This is a genomic window from Daejeonella sp. (genome assembly GCF_049655485.1).
GTDB lineage: Bacteria > Bacteroidota > Bacteroidia > Sphingobacteriales > Sphingobacteriaceae > Daejeonella.
The window spans coordinates 1-18,711 of sequence record NZ_JBASJU010000178.1; the positions used below are offsets into that span (position 1 = coordinate 1).

At 40.4% G+C, this 18,711-nt stretch carries 20 protein-coding genes; all 20 read right to left on the reverse strand.

The window, feature by feature from the left end; genetic code table 11:
• The coding region (locus WBJ10_RS07250; RefSeq protein ID WP_424288904.1) for a DUF4159 domain-containing protein at positions 1-569 on the reverse strand (569 nt) is incomplete at its 3' end.
• A 41-nt stretch (positions 570-610) separates the two neighbouring features.
• The gene (locus tag WBJ10_RS07255) at positions 611-1,312 is read right to left on the reverse strand and encodes a 16S rRNA (uracil(1498)-N(3))-methyltransferase (protein WP_424288850.1); all 702 of its coding nucleotides are present in this window, start codon (positions 1,310-1,312) and stop codon (positions 611-613) included.
• A gap of 12 nt (positions 1,313-1,324) precedes the next feature.
• Entirely contained in the window at positions 1,325-2,644 is a 1,320-nt protein-coding gene (locus tag WBJ10_RS07260) for a hemolysin family protein (RefSeq protein WP_424288851.1), read from the reverse strand.
• A 6-nt stretch (positions 2,645-2,650) separates the two neighbouring features.
• Positions 2,651-3,193, reverse strand: a complete 543-nt coding sequence (locus tag WBJ10_RS07265) for an inorganic diphosphatase (RefSeq protein WP_424288852.1) — start codon at positions 3,191-3,193, stop codon at positions 2,651-2,653.
• Positions 3,194-3,195: 2 nt separating this feature from the next.
• Positions 3,196-3,858 (reverse strand): DedA family protein, encoded by a 663-nt coding sequence (locus WBJ10_RS07270; RefSeq protein WP_424288853.1) that lies wholly within the window; start codon positions 3,856-3,858, stop codon positions 3,196-3,198.
• Between the two features lie 45 nt (positions 3,859-3,903).
• Complete coding sequence (locus WBJ10_RS07275; RefSeq protein WP_424288854.1) at positions 3,904-5,283, reverse strand: NADH-quinone oxidoreductase subunit N; 1,380 nt, start codon at positions 5,281-5,283, stop codon at positions 3,904-3,906.
• A 3-nt stretch (positions 5,284-5,286) separates the two neighbouring features.
• Positions 5,287-6,747 (reverse strand): complex I subunit 4 family protein, encoded by a 1,461-nt coding sequence (locus tag WBJ10_RS07280; protein ID WP_424288855.1) that lies wholly within the window; start codon positions 6,745-6,747, stop codon positions 5,287-5,289.
• A gap of 20 nt (positions 6,748-6,767) precedes the next feature.
• Positions 6,768-8,675 (reverse strand): NADH-quinone oxidoreductase subunit L, encoded by a 1,908-nt coding sequence (gene nuoL, locus WBJ10_RS07285; protein ID WP_424288856.1) that lies wholly within the window; start codon positions 8,673-8,675, stop codon positions 6,768-6,770.
• 76 nt (positions 8,676-8,751) lie between these two features.
• Entirely contained in the window at positions 8,752-9,081 is a 330-nt protein-coding gene (gene nuoK / locus WBJ10_RS07290) for an NADH-quinone oxidoreductase subunit NuoK (RefSeq protein ID WP_424288905.1), read from the reverse strand.
• Positions 9,081-9,584, reverse strand: a complete 504-nt coding sequence (locus WBJ10_RS07295; protein WP_424288857.1) for an NADH-quinone oxidoreductase subunit J — start codon at positions 9,582-9,584, stop codon at positions 9,081-9,083. The genes nuoK and WBJ10_RS07295 overlap by 1 nt, the downstream gene beginning before the upstream one ends.
• A gap of 85 nt (positions 9,585-9,669) precedes the next feature.
• Complete coding sequence (locus WBJ10_RS07300; RefSeq protein ID WP_424288858.1) at positions 9,670-10,170, reverse strand: NuoI/complex I 23 kDa subunit family protein; 501 nt, start codon at positions 10,168-10,170, stop codon at positions 9,670-9,672.
• A gap of 66 nt (positions 10,171-10,236) precedes the next feature.
• On the reverse strand, positions 10,237-11,274 hold the full coding sequence (gene nuoH / locus WBJ10_RS07305; protein WP_424288859.1) for an NADH-quinone oxidoreductase subunit NuoH: 1,038 nt from the start codon (positions 11,272-11,274) through the stop codon (positions 10,237-10,239).
• Positions 11,274-12,275 (reverse strand): 2Fe-2S iron-sulfur cluster-binding protein, encoded by a 1,002-nt coding sequence (locus WBJ10_RS07310; RefSeq protein WP_424288860.1) that lies wholly within the window; start codon positions 12,273-12,275, stop codon positions 11,274-11,276. Before WBJ10_RS07310 ends, nuoH begins: the two co-directional genes overlap by 1 nt.
• Positions 12,272-13,636: an NADH-quinone oxidoreductase subunit NuoF gene (gene nuoF, locus WBJ10_RS07315; RefSeq protein ID WP_424288861.1), complete on the reverse strand. Its 1,365-nt coding sequence runs from the start codon at positions 13,634-13,636 to the stop codon at positions 12,272-12,274. Before nuoF ends, WBJ10_RS07310 begins: the two co-directional genes overlap by 4 nt.
• Before the next feature lie 54 nt (positions 13,637-13,690).
• A complete protein-coding gene (gene nuoE, locus WBJ10_RS07320; protein ID WP_424288862.1) occupies positions 13,691-14,206 on the reverse strand; it encodes an NADH-quinone oxidoreductase subunit NuoE in 516 nt (171 codons plus the stop codon).
• On the reverse strand, positions 14,199-15,410 hold the full coding sequence (locus tag WBJ10_RS07325; protein ID WP_424288863.1) for an NADH-quinone oxidoreductase subunit D: 1,212 nt from the start codon (positions 15,408-15,410) through the stop codon (positions 14,199-14,201). The genes nuoE and WBJ10_RS07325 overlap by 8 nt, the downstream gene beginning before the upstream one ends.
• Positions 15,407-15,910, reverse strand: a complete 504-nt coding sequence (locus WBJ10_RS07330; protein ID WP_424288864.1) for an NADH-quinone oxidoreductase subunit C — start codon at positions 15,908-15,910, stop codon at positions 15,407-15,409. Before WBJ10_RS07330 ends, WBJ10_RS07325 begins: the two co-directional genes overlap by 4 nt.
• Positions 15,910-16,452 (reverse strand): NADH-quinone oxidoreductase subunit B, encoded by a 543-nt coding sequence (locus tag WBJ10_RS07335; RefSeq protein ID WP_424288865.1) that lies wholly within the window; start codon positions 16,450-16,452, stop codon positions 15,910-15,912. The genes WBJ10_RS07330 and WBJ10_RS07335 overlap by 1 nt, the downstream gene beginning before the upstream one ends.
• Positions 16,453-16,559: 107 nt before the next feature.
• Positions 16,560-16,931 (reverse strand): NADH-quinone oxidoreductase subunit A, encoded by a 372-nt coding sequence (locus WBJ10_RS07340; protein ID WP_424288866.1) that lies wholly within the window; start codon positions 16,929-16,931, stop codon positions 16,560-16,562.
• A gap of 84 nt (positions 16,932-17,015) precedes the next feature.
• Positions 17,016-18,698, reverse strand: a complete 1,683-nt coding sequence (locus WBJ10_RS07345) for a hypothetical protein (protein WP_424288867.1) — start codon at positions 18,696-18,698, stop codon at positions 17,016-17,018.
• Positions 18,699-18,711: the final 13 nt, after the last annotated feature.

Genomic DNA, 18,711 nt, shown 5'->3' on the forward strand with positions numbered 1-18,711 from the left:
GTTTCTTCAGAATCACTCGAGTAGGTTCCAGAAACTTCCCAGCCGTTCCCCAAATCGCTCTCGAACGTATAATAACAAACTATTCTCCCCTTAAAAATTAAAGCAAATCCCTGCGGGCGCTTTCCATCATGTTCGTGAATTTTGGGAAGTCCTCCGGAGAACTTAAATTTCTGATTATATATAATATGATCAGCTGGCAACTCAACGAAATCCAGATCTGGAAAAACCCTTTTCATCTGTGGACGAATAAATTTATCGAGGCCGTAATTATCGTCGATGTGCAGAAATCCACCGCCGATGAGATAATTTCTGAGATTTTCCGCTTCCTGATCGGAAAAAACAATATTACCATGCCCTGTGAGATATACAAATGGGTAGTTGAAAATTTCCGCGCTGCCAGCTTCAACAATAGCTTCCTCTTTGTCGAAGTTAGTTCCAAGGTTTTTATTACAAAAACTAATTAATTCGGGCAGGGCAGTCCGGTTGGCATACCAGTCGCCGCCGCCATTGTATTTCATCTTAGCAATCTTATAACTAGGTGCCTTAAAGGAGGAAGTGGTTCCTGCCATTAATACAATCAAAAGGAGAAGGAAGGTTTTCGCAGTATTATTCATCGATTAAGAAAATTTACCTCAAAACAGACCTCCAGGGCTGCCGTTTCAGTTCTAAGTCTGGAGCTTCCAAGCCCTATGGGTAGATAACCAGCATCTGTCGCTATAGTAAGCTCCATCGGAGAAAAATCTCCTTCCGGACCGATAACTACAAGGTAGTTAGAATTCAGTACTATCTTATCCTTTAACGAGAATTTTTCGCTGTCAATACAATGGGCAATAAATTTATGAGTACTGCAAGCGGAAGCAATAAAGTCTTTAAACCTAAGTGGTTCATTCAATTTGGGATGATAGGCTTTTATAGATTGCTTTACAGCAGACGTAATTACTTTGTTCAGACGATCAGTCTTTAAATCTTTACGTTCAGATCGCTCACAAATCAAAGGCGTTATCTCATCAATCCCTATTTCAGTAGCTTTTTCGAGAAACCATTCAAACCGTTCGATATTTTTGGTTGGAGCTACTGCAATATGCAAGTAGTGATTACGCTTCCCAAATTCATCATATCTGCTAAGGATTTTCAGCGAAGTTCTCTTAGGGTGCGGATCATCAACTACGGCATCATAAAATCCACCACGGCCGTCGACAAGATTTAGAGAGTCGCCTTTTTGAAGACGTAAAACTCTAATACAGTGCTTACTCTCTTCTTCACTAAGACTATAAGTGTTTGAGTTTATATCCGGTGTATAGAAAATATGCATCCGTTGCCTGCACTATCGGATATCCACAACATCGTCGTCGTTAATTACGAGCTCAAGCTTAACAGATTCTACATTCTGATCGGCTTTTTTGAGGATAGTGATGTTGTAACCATTGTACTCACGGGCTTCACCCACCTCGGGTATCTTCCCAAAAATTTCACTAACCAGTCCGGCAACAGTATCATAATCTCCATCTTCGGGAAGATCATGGGGCAGGTACTCGTTTACATCGTAGATTGATGCAGTAGCATCAATAATGAATTCCGTAGCGGAAACTTTATCGACAATGGGCTTTTCTTCATCATACTCATCCTGTATTTCTCCCACAAGCTCTTCAACGATATCTTCCAGTGTGACCATTCCAGCGGTGCCTCCAAACTCGTCAAGTACAATTGCTATCTGGATACGTTTCAATTGCAATTCGCTTAATAAGTCATTGATCTTCTTTGTTTCAGGAATAAAATAAGGTTTCCGAATAATATCTTTTAAAATACATTCTTTACTATCGGCTAATAAAGGAAGAATGTCCTTTGCATGGACAATTCCTACAATCTTATCAATAGTTTCATCGTAAACCGGAATCCGGGAATAACCTTCATGAATAATTATATCAAGCACCTCACGATGAGGTGTATTTAATTCGATACCAGAGATTTTAGTTCGGGGTACCATGATGTTCTTGACTACACGTTCATTAAAATCAAAAACATTCTTTATTAATTCATGCTCATTGTTTTCCAGCGCGCCGCTCTCTTTACCCTGATCGAGCAGATACTGAAGTTCTTCAGAACTGTGATGTGCCTCGTGTCCGCTAATCGTGCTTATACCTAACAGCTTCAGGATAAAATTCGCAAACCCATTTAACAGCCATATAAAAGGCCTGAAAACCAGATAAAAAAAATGAAGTGGCAGAGCAATACCCATGGTAGTGCCAATTGGACGTTGAATTGCAAGAGATTTAGGAGCAAGCTCGCCAAAAACTATATGCAGTATAGTGATAATGGCAAATGCCAGAACATGTCCAATGTTGGTGGCTACAGTGGTAGATGTATCAATATTGAAGAGGTGAAAAAACCTCGTTACAATATCGGTCATTACCTCTTCACCTACCCAACCAAGTCCCAAAGAAGCAAGAGTAATACCTAGTTGAGTAGCAGCTAAATATCCGTCCAGATGCTGGGTCATGTGTTTAGCTATCTTAGCTACACGACTGCCTGTCTTGGCTTTAATTTCGATTTGTGACGCACGAACTTTTACGAGTGCAAATTCGGCGGCCACAAAAAAACCGTTCAGAAAAACCAGGAAAAAGGTGAAAAATAGAGCCAGGCCCATATTAGGTTAGGTGTTTAAAAATGTAGTCTTGTATAAATCTAAACTCTCTTTTATAACCTTATATGCATAATTTTTGCCTAGCAAATGCTCGATCGTTACATTTTTCATTTCAAGGGCCTTGTAATCCTGAAAAAATCTAACAATTTCATTCATAGTATGCGGAGGAAGTTCTTTTAAGTCTTCAATGTAATTGACTGACATATCATTCTTCGCAACTGCGATTATCTTATCATCCTGCTCACCATTATCTACCATATGCATCACTCCAACAACTTTGGCTTCGACAATTGACAATGGATAAACATCTACCGAACATAAAACTAATATATCTAATGGATCCTGATCATCGCAATATGTTTGCGGTATGAAACCATAATTCGCCGGATACATCACAGACGAAAATAAAACGCGGTCTAGCTTAATCAGTCCGGAATCTTTATCAATTTCGTATTTAGCTTTTGAACCTTTAGGGATTTCGATGATCGCATTTACGATCGAAGGTATTTCGTCACCAGGGGAAACAGTGTGCCAGGGGTTGTCGTTAATCATTTTTATTTAGGATTTAGCTCCTCTTCATCATCTCTGTCCGCTCCGATTTTCCTCTTCAGATAAGTTATAACGAGAGGAATAGTCGTTATCAAGATAAAACCAATAATTATATATAAAAGGTAATCATTTATTTCCTGCTCAAATTTTCTGCCAAGAAAGAATCCCAACAAAGTTAAGGATGTAATCCATAAGAAAGCACCGCTAATATTATATAATGCAAATTTTCTGTAATCAAGACGAACAATACCCGCAATAATCGGTGCAAATGTTCTAACGATCGGTATAAACCTTCCCATTATCAGTGCAAAGGCACCTTGCTTCTTATAATACTTCTCCGCCGCGAGCAAAAACCTTTTCTTGAAGAAAAACGAATCTTCCCGTTGATACAAAACAGGACCCGTTTTTTTTCCAAACCAATAACCGACGAAATTACCGGCTATGGCAGCAACGATAAGTCCGGCAATTAGTACATAAATTGATACATCCAATCGGTCTGTAGCAACAAACATGCCTGCCAAAAACAGCAAATAATCACCCGGAAGAAAAAACCCAAAAAACAGTCCTGTTTCAGCGAATATTACAAAGAGAAGAAGATAAAATCCCCCTTCGCGAAGTAATTGCACCGGATCAACAAGGTGTTGCAGGGAGTCCCAAATCTCATGCATAAATCAAATATTCGTAAAGCTACAATATTTATGCAATAGTTAAGCCTAGAAAAGGCTGGTTATGAACGCAGGATATACCCCAGCCACCACTGTAACAAGGGCAGAAAAACCAAGAACAAAATTAAAGTACGCTGAAGACTGGATCTCGTTTCTTTCCGCACTTTTAAAATACATTGCGACTATTACCCGGAGATAATAGAAAATTCCAATGACTGCGTTTACTACCGCCAAAAGAACGAGCCAAATATGGTATTCGGCAAGAGCTGTTGAAAACATCATAAATTTCCCCATAAATCCTGCTGTAAGGGGAATTCCTGCTAATGATAACATAGCAACCGTAAGCGTAAATGCTATGAATGGATTCTTTTTTGCAAGCCCGTTGAAGCTGTCAAAATTATCAGAACCTGTCTGACGCTTAACAAGAATCAATACAGCAAATGCAATGATTGAAGCAATAGAATATGCCATTGCGTATACAAAAACCGAATTGCTGGAATTTGCACCCAAAGCAACTATCGCAAACAACATATATCCCACATGTGAGATACTTGAGAAGGCTAGCATTCTTTTAAAACTATGTTGATAAAGAGCGGTAACATTTCCTATGAATAATGTAAGAATGGAAATCACCAACAGTGCAGGCATCCAAAAATCGTGTAGTGGGGCAAAACACATAAGGAATAAACGCAGGAAAGCGGCAAAACCAGCCGTCTTTACTACCGTACTCATAAATGCGGTGATCAATGTCGGGGAGCCTTCATAAACGTCAGGCGTCCAAAAATGGAATGGCGCTGCACCTACTTTAAAGGACAATCCGATAATTAAAAGTATTATACCCGTATAAAATAAGGGAGATATCCCGCTAGGGTTTGAAATTACATATTCACGGATTTGTCCCAGATCGAAAGTTCCTGAAGCTCCATACAATAAAGCAATACCAAATAGCAAAAACCCAGTGGAGAATGCACCCATTAAAAAGTACTTTAAGGCAGCTTCGTTGGATTTAAAGTCGTTTTTTCGAATACCAGCAAGAATATATAAACTCACCGACATAATTTCCACTCCAATGAAAAGCATCGATAGGTTGTGATAAGAAACCATGACTAAAATCCCCGCAAGGGAGAACAGGATAATGGTATAGTATTCGGCAACATGCTCACTAATACTTTCAAAATAATCTTTTGAGATCAAAAGTATGAGCATAGTAGAGAATATGCAAAGGGAGGTAAAAGCTACAGCGAAATTATCGAACAGCATCATTCCGCTGTAAATAGGCTGCGCTCCGCTGTTCCATTCCAGGAGAGCAAGGACTAAAGAACCAATAAGTCCTAACAAAGTGACTGGTAGCAAAAGTCTTTTTGCCTTATACAATCCCAGATAGAGAACCACGATGGCTAAAATAGACAGGGTTATTAATGCGCTCATGCTTTACTTAACTAAAATCTTTTGGTTTACCTGCTCGAGCAGGTTAGTTATTGCAGCCTCTGAAATATGAAGGATAGGCTGAGGGTAAACGCCCATTACAATGATCAAGATTGAAAGGAATAATAAAAGTGCTCCTTCTGTCTTATCTAGATCTCTAAATCCTGTTGTTAGTTCATTCGTTACACCGAGCATAACTCTTTGATACATCCTGAGCATATATACGGCTCCTAAAATAATGGTTAGACCGGCAATGGCACCCGGATAAATACTATAATTGTAAACTCCCATCAAAAGAAGGAACTCTCCGATAAAACCGTTAGTCAGGGGCAAAGCGACAGTACCTAATACGATAATAAGAAAGGCAATTGCAAGCTTTGGTGCGGGCTTAGCAATACCTCCAAGCTGACTAAGATCACGTGTATTCATCCGTCGAATAATGATATCAGCAACGAAAAACATTCCGACTACATTGATACCATGACTAAGCATCTGAATCATCGCACCTTGTAATCCCTGTAAATTCCAGGCAAATATTCCTGCGGAAATCAATCCTACGTGGGCGATGGAAGAATATGCAATAAGTCTTTTTATATCATTTTGGGTAAAGGCGATAATTGAAGCATATACAATCCCAATGATGGAAAGTATAAGAGCTATCTGCCCCCAATCTTGAAACCCGAGTGGAGCAACAGGTATTAGCCAGCGGATAACTCCGTAAATACCCATTTTAAGCATAATGCCGGATAGCAGCATAGTTCCTGCTGTTGGTGCCTCCGTATAGGTATCCGGCTGCCAGGTATGAAACGGGAAAACCGGCATTTTTATCGCGAAAGCAAGAAAGAAAGCCCAAAATATCCACGCTTGCGTAGTGCGATCTAAATTCAGTTTATAGAATTCATGAAGATCATAACTATTTCCAGGCGTTTGAAGATGCAAATAAATGATCGCCAGCAGCATTACCAAACTGCCAGCTATCGTATAGATAAAGAATTTTAAATTAACTCTAATTCGGTTTTCACCTCCCCAAAGGGCACAAATAAAATAGATAGGGATTAGCGCAGCCTCCCAGCCTATATAAAACAGGAACCCGTCTAAAGCTGTGAATACAATTAAAAGACCACTCTGCATAAAGAAAATCAAAGCATAGAAGGCACTATGATTCCTGATCTCTTGCTTAAAGCTGGAAAAAATGATTACTGGAATGAGGAAGTTCGTCAGGATCAGCAAAATCATACTTATTCCGTCCACCCCTGCTTTAAAGCTTATGCCGAACTGTGGGATCCATGGCAACTCTACCAGATACTGGGTCGATGCATCTGGAATAAAATTAAGATACATGTATGCGGTAACGCCCAGTGGCAACAAAGAAAGTACACCAGCCAAAACTCTGGCCGAGTTACCGGCGATCAGAATTATGACAGCTGCAATAAGCGGAATAAAAATTTGTAACAGTAAAATCTCCATTTATCTTGTTCTACTCTCTATTAAATTTTGTACATACTATAAACAAGCAAAGCAATAATGCCGGTAACCATCATGAAAATATAAAAGCCCACCATTCCGGACTGCAGCAATCTAAATCCTTTGCTTGCTTCAATTGCGCCTTTTCCAAATCCGTTTACAACGCCGTCTATACCTGACTTATCGACCACTTTATAGAAGAAAACGGATAAGGAGTCGAGAGGTTTCGTGATCAACGACGCGTAAAGTTCATCGATATAATATTTATTGTAAGAGAGCCTTGCAAGGGTTCCTCTTTCAGCCCGGTCTTCTGAAGGAACCCGAGCATTTTTAACATAGCGTTTATAGGCGAACAGCATCGCGCCAAGCGCCCCGGCGACAGATATAGCCATTAAAATATACTCGGTTGCATGATCAATTGTCAGAGGGGCCACCTTCCCTGCTGAAGCTTCAAATACCGGGGCTAAGAAGCTCTCCAACCAATGACTGCCGCCTAATACTTCAGGTGTGCCTATGAACCCGCCAACCGCAGATAAGACTGCCAAAACAATTAAAGGTATGGTCATGGACAAGGGGGATTCATGTAAATGACTTTCCTGCGCCGTTGTACCCCTAAAATGCCCGCTAAATGTTAAAAACATCATCCTGAACATATAGAATGAAGTAAATACCGCACCGATCACGCCGAGTACCCAAAACAATCGGTTATGTTCGTAAACATGGGCTAAAATTTCATCTTTAGAAAAGAACCCTGAGAAAGGTGGGAGACCTGCAATTGCGATTGTCCCAATCATCATAGTTAAAAAGGTCACGGGTAATTTCTTTCTTAGCCCGCCCATATTTCTCATGTCTTGTTCGTTGCTCATGGCATGAATCACCGAACCCGCTCCAAGGAAAAGTAAAGCCTTAAAAAAAGCATGAGTGATTACATGGAAGAATGCTCCTGTAAAAGCACCAACACCCAAACCTAAAAACATATAACCTAATTGGGATACTGTCGAATAGGCCAGTACTTTTTTAATATCGTTTTGAGTGACTGCGATTGTGGCAGCCAGTAATATAGTCGCTAAGCCAATAATTGCTACGACATGCATGGTTTGGGGAGCCAGAGTAAAAAGAATATTCGATCTTGCTATCATGTAAATACCGGCTGTCACCATGGTGGCCGCATGAATTAACGCTGAAACAGGCGTTGGACCGGCCATAGCGTCTGGCAGCCAGGTAAACAATGGAATTTGCGCCGACTTTCCAATTGCCCCAACAAAAAGCAGCGATGTAATAATAATAAGGGCGCGGTCACCGGAAAGCATGTTTGCTGCCTGAGGGAAAATCACGGCAAATTCAACACTGTTAAATGTAGTGAAGATAAGAAAAACGGCAATCAGGAAACCAAGATCACCGATACGGTTCATAATAAAAGCTTTCTTAGCCGCACTTGCGTATGATGAGTTCGTAAACCAGAAGCCAATTAAAAGGTAAGAGCAAAGTCCAACACCTTCCCAACCGATAAACATGATTACGTAGTTAGATCCAAGGACCAACAGAAGCATGAAGAAAATAAAGAGGTTGAGGTAGGCGAAAAATTTGGCGAAACCGGCATCATGTGACATGTAACCGGTTGAATATACATGAATCAAAAAACCAATCCCGGTGATAATAAGGAGCATCAGCGAACTCAATGGATCGAGGAGAAATGAAAAAGGAATTTTCACCAGACCAACACTGATCCAGTCAAAAAGAGGTATAATAAAAGATTTAGTCGCTGAAGAATTAAGCTCCAAAAATATTCCTATACTAACAACGAAAGATGCGAGTACCGATAAACAACCAATAAAACTAACAGCAGCTTTTGGCAGAATATTACGTCCTAAACCGTTGATAAGGAAGCCAATCAACGGAAATAAAGGAACTAACCAAACTAAATTTATCATTCTTGTATTCTATAATTCATCCTTGCCGACATCAGAAAGCCCAGCGCAAGCTCGTTATCCTGAGTGTAGCGAAAGATTACCATTTTAATTTATTCAATACGTTAACATCAGTGGAGTTGGTGTTTCGGAAAATCATTACAATAATGGCCAATCCAACGGCAACTTCGGCCGCTGCAAGTGCCATGATGAAAAAAACGAAAACCTGACCAGAAGCATCATTGTGATGAACTGAAAATGCGGTAAGTAAAAGATTGACGGCGTTCAGCATTAGCTCAATCGACATAAAAATAACTATCGCATTCCTGCGGATTAACACACCAATAACCCCTATTGAAAAAATTATGGCGCTAAGCAGGATATAATGATTTAACGGTACACCCTGCATTGCCTGAGTTACATTTTCCATCATGCCTGTTTAATTTCTTTTTTTGCTAATAAAACTGCTCCAACCATCGCTGATAAAAGCAACAGGGACGAAAGTTCAAATGGTAAAAGGAATTTGCTGAACAATACTTTCCCCAAATTTTTCACCAGGCCAAGATCTTGTGTTTTCAAGATCAATGGATCCGAGACATGTAATGCTTTTATGGAGCCAACCAAAGTGATAACTAGACACATCCCCGCAATAACACCGATCATTTTCAGTATCGTGGACTTCGAAGACTCCTGGTTTTCATTTAGGTTAAGCAACATAAGTACGAACAGAAATAACACCATGATCGCTCCCATATAGACTATGAAATTCACAATAGCCAGGAACTGGGCATTTAATAGAATATAATGGATAGTAAATGTGAAAAAAGTAACGATCAGATATAAAACGCTATGCACCGGATTTTTCGCAAAGATCACCAGCAAGGCGAAAAAGATCGACAGAAATGCAACAAAATAAAAAAGAGAAATACTCATCAAAAATTTCTTTAATCTTTGCTATAATGGTTGCAAAGGTATAATTTCTGCCGAAATCCGGCTATTCAATAACTGTAAATTAATTTTATAATGATCCCATTGGATCTTCAACTAGTTTGTCTTTACCGTATATAAAATCTTTTCTCAAATAGTCTGCTGGAACAATAGGACCATCTAGGTAAATTGCTTCTTTCGGACAAGCTTCTTCGCACAATCCACAGAAGATGCAGCGCAGCATGTTTATCTCATAAACAGCAGCAAACTTTTCTTCACGATATAAATGCTCTTCTCCTTTTTGTCGTTCGCCAGCAATCATGGTAATCGCTTCAGCAGGACAAGAAAGCGCACAAAGTCCACATGCTGTACAACGTTCAGCACCATTTTCATCCCGCTTCAATGAATGCAAGCCTCTCCAATTCTCAGAAAACTCACGCTCAACTTCTGGGTAAAAGATGGTCTCTTTCTTTTTGAACATGTGCATGAACGTAATCGCCATACCCTTAAAGATCGCCGGAAGGTATAATCGCTCCCAGAAATCCATCGGTTTCTGTTCTAATACTTTCTTTCTGTTACTTAATGGTTCCATAGACCCTAAATCCTCTCAAACAGAGTTAAAATTAAATCTTCACCTATTTCGCTTAGCTATAGGCAATTAAAGTTTATCAACTATTGTGATTACAATACTCGTAATCACAATATTGGCTATTGCCAGTGGAATTAATATTTTCCATCCTAAATTCATCAGCTGATCATAGCGGAAGCGGGGAACAGTCCACCTCACCCACATGAAAAAGAAGATAAATACAAAGATTTTTAGAAACAGTACGCCCATTCCGATAAGAGGGCCGATAGTTGGTCCGGTTAATTCATTAACCCAATCCATTCCCGGATAATTATATCCTCCGAAATACAATGTCGACATCACTGCCGAAGCAAGAAACATATTTAAGTATTCCGCGAACATAAACGCGCCCATCTTAAATCCAGAATATTCTGTATGATACCCGCCAACGAGTTCAGTTTCACATTCCGGAAGATCAAATGGGGTACGATTCGTCTCAGCAAAGGAACAAACCAGAAAAATCAGGAAACCCAGGGGTTGATAAAGAATATTCCAGTTGCCTCCGTGTTGCTGTTCAGCAATTTCCTTCATGCTCAGCGTATTTGTTGCGAGTAACAGGGCGATAATCGATAATCCCATCGGGATTTCGTAGCTAATACTTTGCGATGCAGCACGAATAGCTCCCATAAGGGAAAACTTATTGTTGGACGCCCATCCGCCTATCATTATTCCATATACTCCCAAGGAAACGACCCCGAAAATATATAGTATACCAACATTTATATCAGTAACCTGGAGACTAACAATGCGATCACCGATTTGTATATTTTGCCCCCAGGGGATAACAGCACTTCCAATACACGCTGTTAAAAGAGCAAGAGAAGGGCCGAGGATAAAAAGTGCTTTGGATGATTCAGCAGGAATAATCTCTTCTTTGAAGAACATTTTCAATCCATCTGCCAAAGGTTGAAACATTCCACCCCAACCAGCACGGCTTGGACCTACACGATCCTGAAGATAACCTGCTATTTTACGTTCAGCTAGCGTTGAATAAGCAGCAACACCTAAACTGACTGAGAAAATCACAGTTATTAAAATAAATTTTTCAATTATAAGTGCTATTTCCATCAGATCTTGCTTGCTCTGTCAAATTCTACCTTATTGGCCTCGATCAATGCCTGATTTTGTTTGATAACAGGCAATGGAACCATCTCATAATGATTAGATGAAATCACCGATTTATGTGAAATCTGCCGCGGCCCTTCAATTACCCAATCACTTGTATTCTTCGTATCAAATCGGCAGGTATTACATATGAAATCTTCAACCTCGCCAAATTCATCTTTACGACCGGTAACACGCAGAACTTCTTCTCCTTTATACCACAAGGTTACTTTTCCTTTGCATGTAGGGCAGTCGCGATGCGCATCTACAGGTTTAGTAAACCACACCCGGTTTTTAAATCGGAATGTTCTGTCTGTTAAAGCTCCTACAGGACACACGTCAATCACATTCCCCGAAAAATCGTTATCAATTGCTTTTTCTATGTAGGTTGAGATCTCCGAAGCATCTCCACGACCTAAAATTCCATGTTCACGACTATCGGTAAGCTGATCGGCAACATAAACACATCGGTAACATAAAATACAGCGTGTCATATGCAGCTGAATCTTGTCGCCTATATCAATTCGATCAAAGGTACGGCGTTCGAATTCATATCGTGTGTTTGCGACACCATGTTCATAGGATAAATCCTGCAAATGGCATTCCCCTGCCTGATCACAAACCGGGCAATCCAGAGGATGGTTAATCAAAAGTATTTCAACAACACCTTTACGTGCTTCAATTACTTCGGGTGAAGTTATATTTTGAACTTCCATGCCATCCATAACTCCTGTCCGGCAAGAAGCTACCAATTTAGGCATTGGACGTGGGTCTTTCTCAGAACCCTTACTCACCTTTACCAAGCATGTGCGGCACTTCCCCCCACTTCCGCTAAGTTTAGAATAGTAACACATAGCAGGAGGTACAATATCGCCGCCAATTTGACGGGCAGCATTGAGGATACTCGTCCCGGGATCTACTTCAACAGTAATCCCATCTATTGTCACTTTAACTTTTTCGCTCATTGACTTACCTCCTCTAACTTAGGCAGGGGATCAGCATATTTTGCTAAACCAAAATTCCGTTCCATCGCTTCCTTAGGATTTGTTACGTGCCACTCAAATTCATCTCTAAAATGACGTATTGCACTGGCAACAGGCCAGGCAGCTGCATCACCCAGCGGGCAAATTGTATTACCTTCAATCTTTTTAGCTACATCCACCAAAAGGTCGATATCACTCATTTTTCCATGGCCATATTCTAACCTATGCAATACTTTTTCCATCCACCCAGTTCCTTCACGACAAGGTGAGCATTGCCCGCAACTTTCATGATGGTAAAAACGAGAGAAGTTCCAGGTATTCCGTACTATACATTGATTTTCATCAAAGGCTATTAAACCTCCAGATCCCAGCATTGAACCAGATTGAAAACCGCCATCTGACAAAGACTCGTAGCTCATTAAACGTGCCTCGCCATTGACAGTTTTTAACATCAGATTAGCCGGAAGTATCGGAACAGATGAACCACCCGCAACTACTGCCTTCAACCTTTTGCCATTAGCGATACCGCCGCAATACTCATCAGAGTAAAGAAATTCTTCAACAGATAGACCAAGATCTATTTCGTAGACACCAGGCTTATTAAGGTTCCCTGAAGCTGAAATCAACTTCGTTCCGGTACTTCTTCCTATTCCAATTTTCGCATATTCTTCACCACCATCATTGATAATTGGAACAACCGCCGCAATAGTTTCGACATTATTAACAACTGTAGGGCAAGCCCAAACTCCGGAAATAGCAGGAAATGGTGGTTTTATGCGTGGATTTCCACGTTTACCCTCTAAAGATTCGATTAAGGCCGTTTCTTCACCACATATATATGCACCTCCACCGGGTTGTACGTAAAGTTCCAGATCATAACCGGAACCCAAAATATTCTTACCTAAGAACCCGGCGTTTTTTGCTTCTGCAATTGCCCGTTCCAATATCCTGATCTGCGGCATCATTTCACCACGTACATAAATGTAAGATGTTTTAGCACCCAGAGCAAAACTTGAAACAATCATCCCTTCAATAAGAAGATGAGGAATGTAAGTCATTAGGTATCGGTCCTTGAAAGTTCCCGGCTCAGATTCATCAGCATTACATACCAGATATCTCTCCTTCCCTTCAGGTTTGGCAAGGAAACTCCATTTCATACCAGTAGGAAATCCCGCGCCGCCGCGTCCGCGCAAGCCGGAATTCTTAACTTCTTCGACAATCGCATCAGGCGACATTGATTTCAAGGCCTTTTCGACCGAACGGTATCCACCATGCTGCCGATATACCTCGAGAGTGTTTATACCCGGGACATTTATATGCTCTAATAATAATTTACGCGCCATTCTTTTAGATACCAGCAATGAGAATTTAGAAGGTAAATTTACCTTTACTTAATCTCAATTATTATTCTTTAAATTGTCAATTAACTGATCCACACTTTGTTCGGTCAGATTCTCATAAAACGTATATTCCGGACCGATTTGTAAAACAGGTGCCATCCCGCAAGCAGCAAGGCATTCGACGCCTCTCCAGCTAAACTTTCCGTCAGGTGTTACTTCACCCTCTTTAACTCCTAATTTCTTTTCGATATGGTCCATGATCTTTTCGGCACCCACAAGGCAACATGGCCCCGTACGGCAAACCTCAAGAACATACTTACCTTGAGGACGAAGAAAAAACATAGTGTAGAAAGTAGCTACTTCGTAAACTTCAATTGGCTTAATATCGAGGTAGGCAGCAACCTTATCCATTGTTGCAGAACTTAGCCATCCGTATTCAGCCTGGACCAAATGTAGTATCGGCAATAAAGCTGACTTCTGTTTTCCTTCAGGATAACGAGTTACGATATCATCAAACTGAGTGATCAGTGTCGACGAAAATTCCATATCCTTTTGTTCGGTTACACTAAGCATCTAATTCCCCTGCAATTACATTCAAACTACTCATGTTAATAATGGCATCAGATAGCAACATTCCTGCACTCATTGGTGCATACATCTGATAGTTAATGAAGCTTGGCCTGCGGAAGTGCAAACGGTACGGCGACCTGCCTCCGTCATTAACTAGATAAAAACCTAACTCCCCATTCCCTCCTTCAACAGCGTGATAAACTTCCGTCTTTGGAGTGTCAATCTCGCCCATCACAATCTTAAAGTGATAGATGAGGGCTTCCATATTATTGTAAACCTCTTCTTTTGGAGGGAGATAAAATTCGGGTACATCGGCGTGGAAAACACCCTTAGGCTCCTTCTCTATCTTATCAAGAGCTTGTTGAATAATTCTCAAGCTCTGCCACATTTCCTCATTACGTACTATATAACGGTCATAGACATCTCCCGTTGTTCCAACTGGGATATCAAAATCAAAATCTTCGTAAGACGAATAAGGTTCGTTTACCCTGACATCATAGTCGACACCTGTTGCACGTAGTATCGGTCCGCTCCAGCTATAATTTAATGCCACTTCAGGATCAACTGCAGCCACGCCGGCAGTACGTTCAATGAAAATACGATTGCGATTAAATAACGTTTCGAACTCTTTTAATATAGGAGGGAATTTTACCAGGAATTGCTTGATCTTGGCAAATGCGATATCGTTGAAATCACGTTCAAAGCCGCCAATACGACCAATATTAGTAGTTAGACGAGCTCCGCAAATCTCTTCGTAAATTTCATAAATATGTTCCCGCTCTTCCATGAGGTACAGGAAACCTGAAAAAGCTCCAGTGTCTACTCCTAGAATACCATTGCAGATAAGATGATCCGAGATCCTCGCTAGTTCCATAACGATCACCCGTAAGTAGTCGACACGTTTTGGAGTTTGTATATCCAACAGCTTTTCAACCGTCATATGCCATCCCATATTGTTGATCGGGGATGAACAATAGTTCATTCGGTCGGTTAATGGTGTAATCTGGTAAAATGGCCGGTGTTCCGCAATTTTTTCAAATGCACGGTGGATATACCCAATAGTCGAGACACCACTGACTATTCGCTCGCCATCCATTTCCAGGATATTCTGGAAAACCCCGTGTGTCGCGGGATGGGTTGGACCAAGATTTAGAGTAATGGTTTCCTTTTGCGGATCGTTATCTGTTACTAATGGCTGGTTTATCATCTTCCGAAGAAATAATCCTTTTTATCAACACGGTTTGGATCTTCAAGAGGATATTCTCTTCTCATCGGAAAAACCGTCATTTCATCAACATTTAAAATTCTAACAAGGTTGGGGTGCCCTTCAAAGATTACCCCAAAGAAATCATAGGTCTCCCGTTCCATCCAATTAGCTCCTTCCCACAGAGTAGTAGCCGTAGGAATCTTCGGATTTACTGCTTCCAGAAATACTTTTATTCTCACCCTGATATTATTCGAAAGGCTATGGACATGATATACCACTCCTATAGACAATTCTTGTTCGGGGAAATGTATAGCTGTTATATCAGTAAGATAATTAAACTTCAAATCTTTATCCTCTTTGAGGAAGCGGAGCACTTCACTGATATTTTCAGAGGATGTGCCAAAGGTTAACAAACCGAATGGTTCTGTGGGTACAGTAACTCTTTCCCCAAATCGGGCGGTTAGACTTTGTACTACCTGCTGATTGTTTAATTTACCCATTACTGGATCCCGTATCTTCTTAATAAATCTGCGTATTCTGGTGATTCTCTTCTTCTCAGAGATTCATTCTTAACTAGCTCCTGAATCTTGTTAAATCCGTCAATTATTGCTTCCGGGCGTGGCGGGCAACCTGGGACATAAACATCGACAGGAATAATCTCATCGATTCCCTGCATAACAGAATATGTATCAAATATACCACCACTGCTGGCACAAGCTCCAACAGCGATGACCCATCGTGGTTCGGCCATCTGAAGGTAGACCTGTTTCAAAACAGGACCCATTTTTTTAGCGATGGTTCCCATAACCATCAATAGATCCGCCTGACGGGGCGAAAAACTAGGTCGTTCAGATCCAAAACGGGCAAAATCGTAGTGGGAACCCATGGTTGCCATGAACTCAATACCACAACACGATGTCGCAAAGGGCAAAGGCCATAATGAGTGTGAGCGTGCCAGACCAACCACCTTTTCCATCGATGTTGCGAAAAATCCTGATCCTTCAACACCCGGAGGGGCTTCAACTAATTTTACTTCACTCATAATCTTTCCAGCGAAAAAACCAAATAACCGATTCAGAACTGAGTCGCAAATTTAAGAAATTAAACGCTTTCAATGGTTTAACCCCTTATTTAGAATCATTCTAAACCCTAATCCCAATCAAGGGCTTTCTTCTTTATAATATAAATGAAACCCAATAGGAGTGTTCCCATAAAGATGAACATTTCTATAAGTCCATTGATTCCAAAATCACGAAAGTTAACAGCCCATGGGTACATAAAAATTACTTCTATGTCAAAAAGGACAAATAAAATCGCAACAAGAAAATATTTAATGGAAAATGGTTGACGAGCGTTTCCAACCGATTTAATACCCGATTCGAATGCTACAAGCTTATCAGCAGTTTTACGTTTTGGCCCAACCAAATGCGTAATAGTCATGGTCAACACTACAAATCCTAATGCTACCAGCATTTGAAAGATAATTGGCAGGTAGTTTACGGCGGTACTCTGAGCTTCCATTTTCTATAATTATGGTGCAAAGATAAATAAAAAGGAGCCTCTAAACAATGTCAGAGACTCCTCATATATTATATATTAAAATTATTACTTACTTCCGCCGATAGCTTTAATTGCTTGTTGCGCAGTTGTATTATTAGGATCTAAAGCCAACACCTTATCAAAGTATTGTTTGGCTTTGGTATTGTTTCCATCCCTGCGAGCAGCTACAGAACCAAGGTAAGTATAAGCTTGAACCAAATTATTGGTGTTCGCTGCAGCTAACTCTGGCTTTTCTACTGTTAAAAGATCGACGTATTTTTCGTAAAACGGAACTGCAAGCCCTTTCTCATCATCTGGACCATCCAACAAACGATTAATCCGACCACGATATAACCAGCCTTGATGAGTAGTTGGCGCACGCTGAATCAAATAACTAAACGCGCTATCAGCTTTCACTAATAAATCGTTTGAAGGATTTAATTGTGCTGTCTTTTTATTACCGTAATCGAAATAGTACGAAGAACCCAGATAGAAATAATCTAGCAATTCACGCTCCGGATTTTTAATGGCTATTTCGTATGCTTTAGCTGCTTCCTCGTATTTTCTTGCTTTATATAACTCCAAGGCAATTTCACTCATAACCGCAGCATTGGTTGAATCCAATTCAACAGCTTTGTTAATGTTGACCATACCCTGAGCAAGCATAGTGGTATCTTTCATTTGGGCTCTTCCCAGATAAAGATAATCCTGGGAAATAATCCGTGCAGGTTCTACCTTGGCCATAAATTCTTTGAGGGCTTGAGCACTTGCAGCATAATTACCATTTTCAAATGCTGAATAAGCTAAGTAACGTAATACTCTAGCATTAGCTCTTTCGAGTTGTGCCATTGCTTTTGCTTCAGCTTCAAGAGCTTTGAAGTCCTTAGCCAAATACAAGAAATCGGCATGACGAAGACGTGAATCTAATGATCTGTCCGTTAGATCCATGTATTTTTCATAGTATTTCAGAGCTTCATTTATACGAGTATCATATTCCTTTTGGGAAGACAAAGCCCACGGTAAGTAAGCTTCAGCTAATTCTCTGTAAGCAGGTCCATAATTGGGAGCAAGTGCTATCACACTATTATATTCTGCAATAGCTTCCGGATAAGCTTTTGACAATTTATTAATTTTCCCAAGCTCAACTTTAGAACGCACCAGGCTTTTATCAAGATCGTAACCAGTCCTGTAAGCACTGAATGCTTCACTATTTTTCATTTGCTCACGATAAGCATCGCCCAGGGCTAAAAATATTCTAGCATCTTTATCGTCTAAGGCTTTAGCTTTTTCAAGGTGCACAAGCGCTTCGGATATCTTAGGAACTGGCGCATTTGTATACGCTTTACCAATATACAGATCAGTAACGTGATCTTTTCTCTTGGTTAATTCCATTGCTTTATCAAAATTCGCTTTTGGATTTCCTTTCATTGCAAGCTCAACTGCTCCAAGTCCGATGTAGTTAAGTGGAAACTCATTATTCGCTGCAACTCCTTTAGTAAAAGCAGTTTTCGCTGAATCTATATAATCAGGTCTCTGATTAATTGGACTTGTAGTTAGATAAAGATTACCTAATACAAAGAAATTTTCCGCATTCGTTGGCTGAGAGATCGTCATTGTCTTTAATAATGCCTTCCCTTTTTGATACTGTTCTGCATCAATGGCTTTACGTGCATCATCTAAACTCTGTGCAAAAACTGCTGAACCTACTAACATCAACCCCAGGGTTATCTTAATTGCCTTGTTCATCATGTTTAATTTTAAT

Coding starts and splice junctions, on each gene's coding strand:
- WBJ10_RS07255 (WP_424288850.1), bottom strand. CDS start 1,312: ATGCATATTTTCTATACACCGGATATAAACTCAAACACTTATAGTCTT.
- WBJ10_RS07260 (WP_424288851.1), bottom strand. CDS start 2,644: ATGGGCCTGGCTCTATTTTTCACCTTTTTCCTGGTTTTTCTGAACGGT.
- WBJ10_RS07265 (WP_424288852.1), bottom strand. CDS start 3,193: ATGATTAACGACAACCCCTGGCACACTGTTTCCCCTGGTGACGAAATA.
- WBJ10_RS07270 (WP_424288853.1), bottom strand. CDS start 3,858: ATGCATGAGATTTGGGACTCCCTGCAACACCTTGTTGATCCGGTGCAA.
- WBJ10_RS07275 (WP_424288854.1), bottom strand. CDS start 5,283: ATGAGCGCATTAATAACCCTGTCTATTTTAGCCATCGTGGTTCTCTAT.
- WBJ10_RS07280 (WP_424288855.1), bottom strand. CDS start 6,747: ATGGAGATTTTACTGTTACAAATTTTTATTCCGCTTATTGCAGCTGTC.
- nuoL (WP_424288856.1), bottom strand. CDS start 8,675: ATGATAAATTTAGTTTGGTTAGTTCCTTTATTTCCGTTGATTGGCTTC.
- nuoK (WP_424288905.1), bottom strand. CDS start 9,081: ATGGAAAATGTAACTCAGGCAATGCAGGGTGTACCGTTAAATCATTAT.
- WBJ10_RS07295 (WP_424288857.1), bottom strand. CDS start 9,584: ATGAGTATTTCTCTTTTTTATTTTGTTGCATTTCTGTCGATCTTTTTC.
- WBJ10_RS07300 (WP_424288858.1), bottom strand. CDS start 10,170: ATGGAACCATTAAGTAACAGAAAGAAAGTATTAGAACAGAAACCGATG.
- nuoH (WP_424288859.1), bottom strand. CDS start 11,274: ATGGAAATAGCACTTATAATTGAAAAATTTATTTTAATAACTGTGATT.
- WBJ10_RS07310 (WP_424288860.1), bottom strand. CDS start 12,275: ATGAGCGAAAAAGTTAAAGTGACAATAGATGGGATTACTGTTGAAGTA.
- nuoF (WP_424288861.1), bottom strand. CDS start 13,636: ATGGCGCGTAAATTATTATTAGAGCATATAAATGTCCCGGGTATAAAC.
- nuoE (WP_424288862.1), bottom strand. CDS start 14,206: ATGCTTAGTGTAACCGAACAAAAGGATATGGAATTTTCGTCGACACTG.
- WBJ10_RS07325 (WP_424288863.1), bottom strand. CDS start 15,410: ATGATAAACCAGCCATTAGTAACAGATAACGATCCGCAAAAGGAAACC.
- WBJ10_RS07330 (WP_424288864.1), bottom strand. CDS start 15,910: ATGGGTAAATTAAACAATCAGCAGGTAGTACAAAGTCTAACCGCCCGA.
- WBJ10_RS07335 (WP_424288865.1), bottom strand. CDS start 16,452: ATGAGTGAAGTAAAATTAGTTGAAGCCCCTCCGGGTGTTGAAGGATCA.
- WBJ10_RS07340 (WP_424288866.1), bottom strand. CDS start 16,931: ATGGAAGCTCAGAGTACCGCCGTAAACTACCTGCCAATTATCTTTCAA.
- WBJ10_RS07345 (WP_424288867.1), bottom strand. CDS start 18,698: ATGATGAACAAGGCAATTAAGATAACCCTGGGGTTGATGTTAGTAGGT.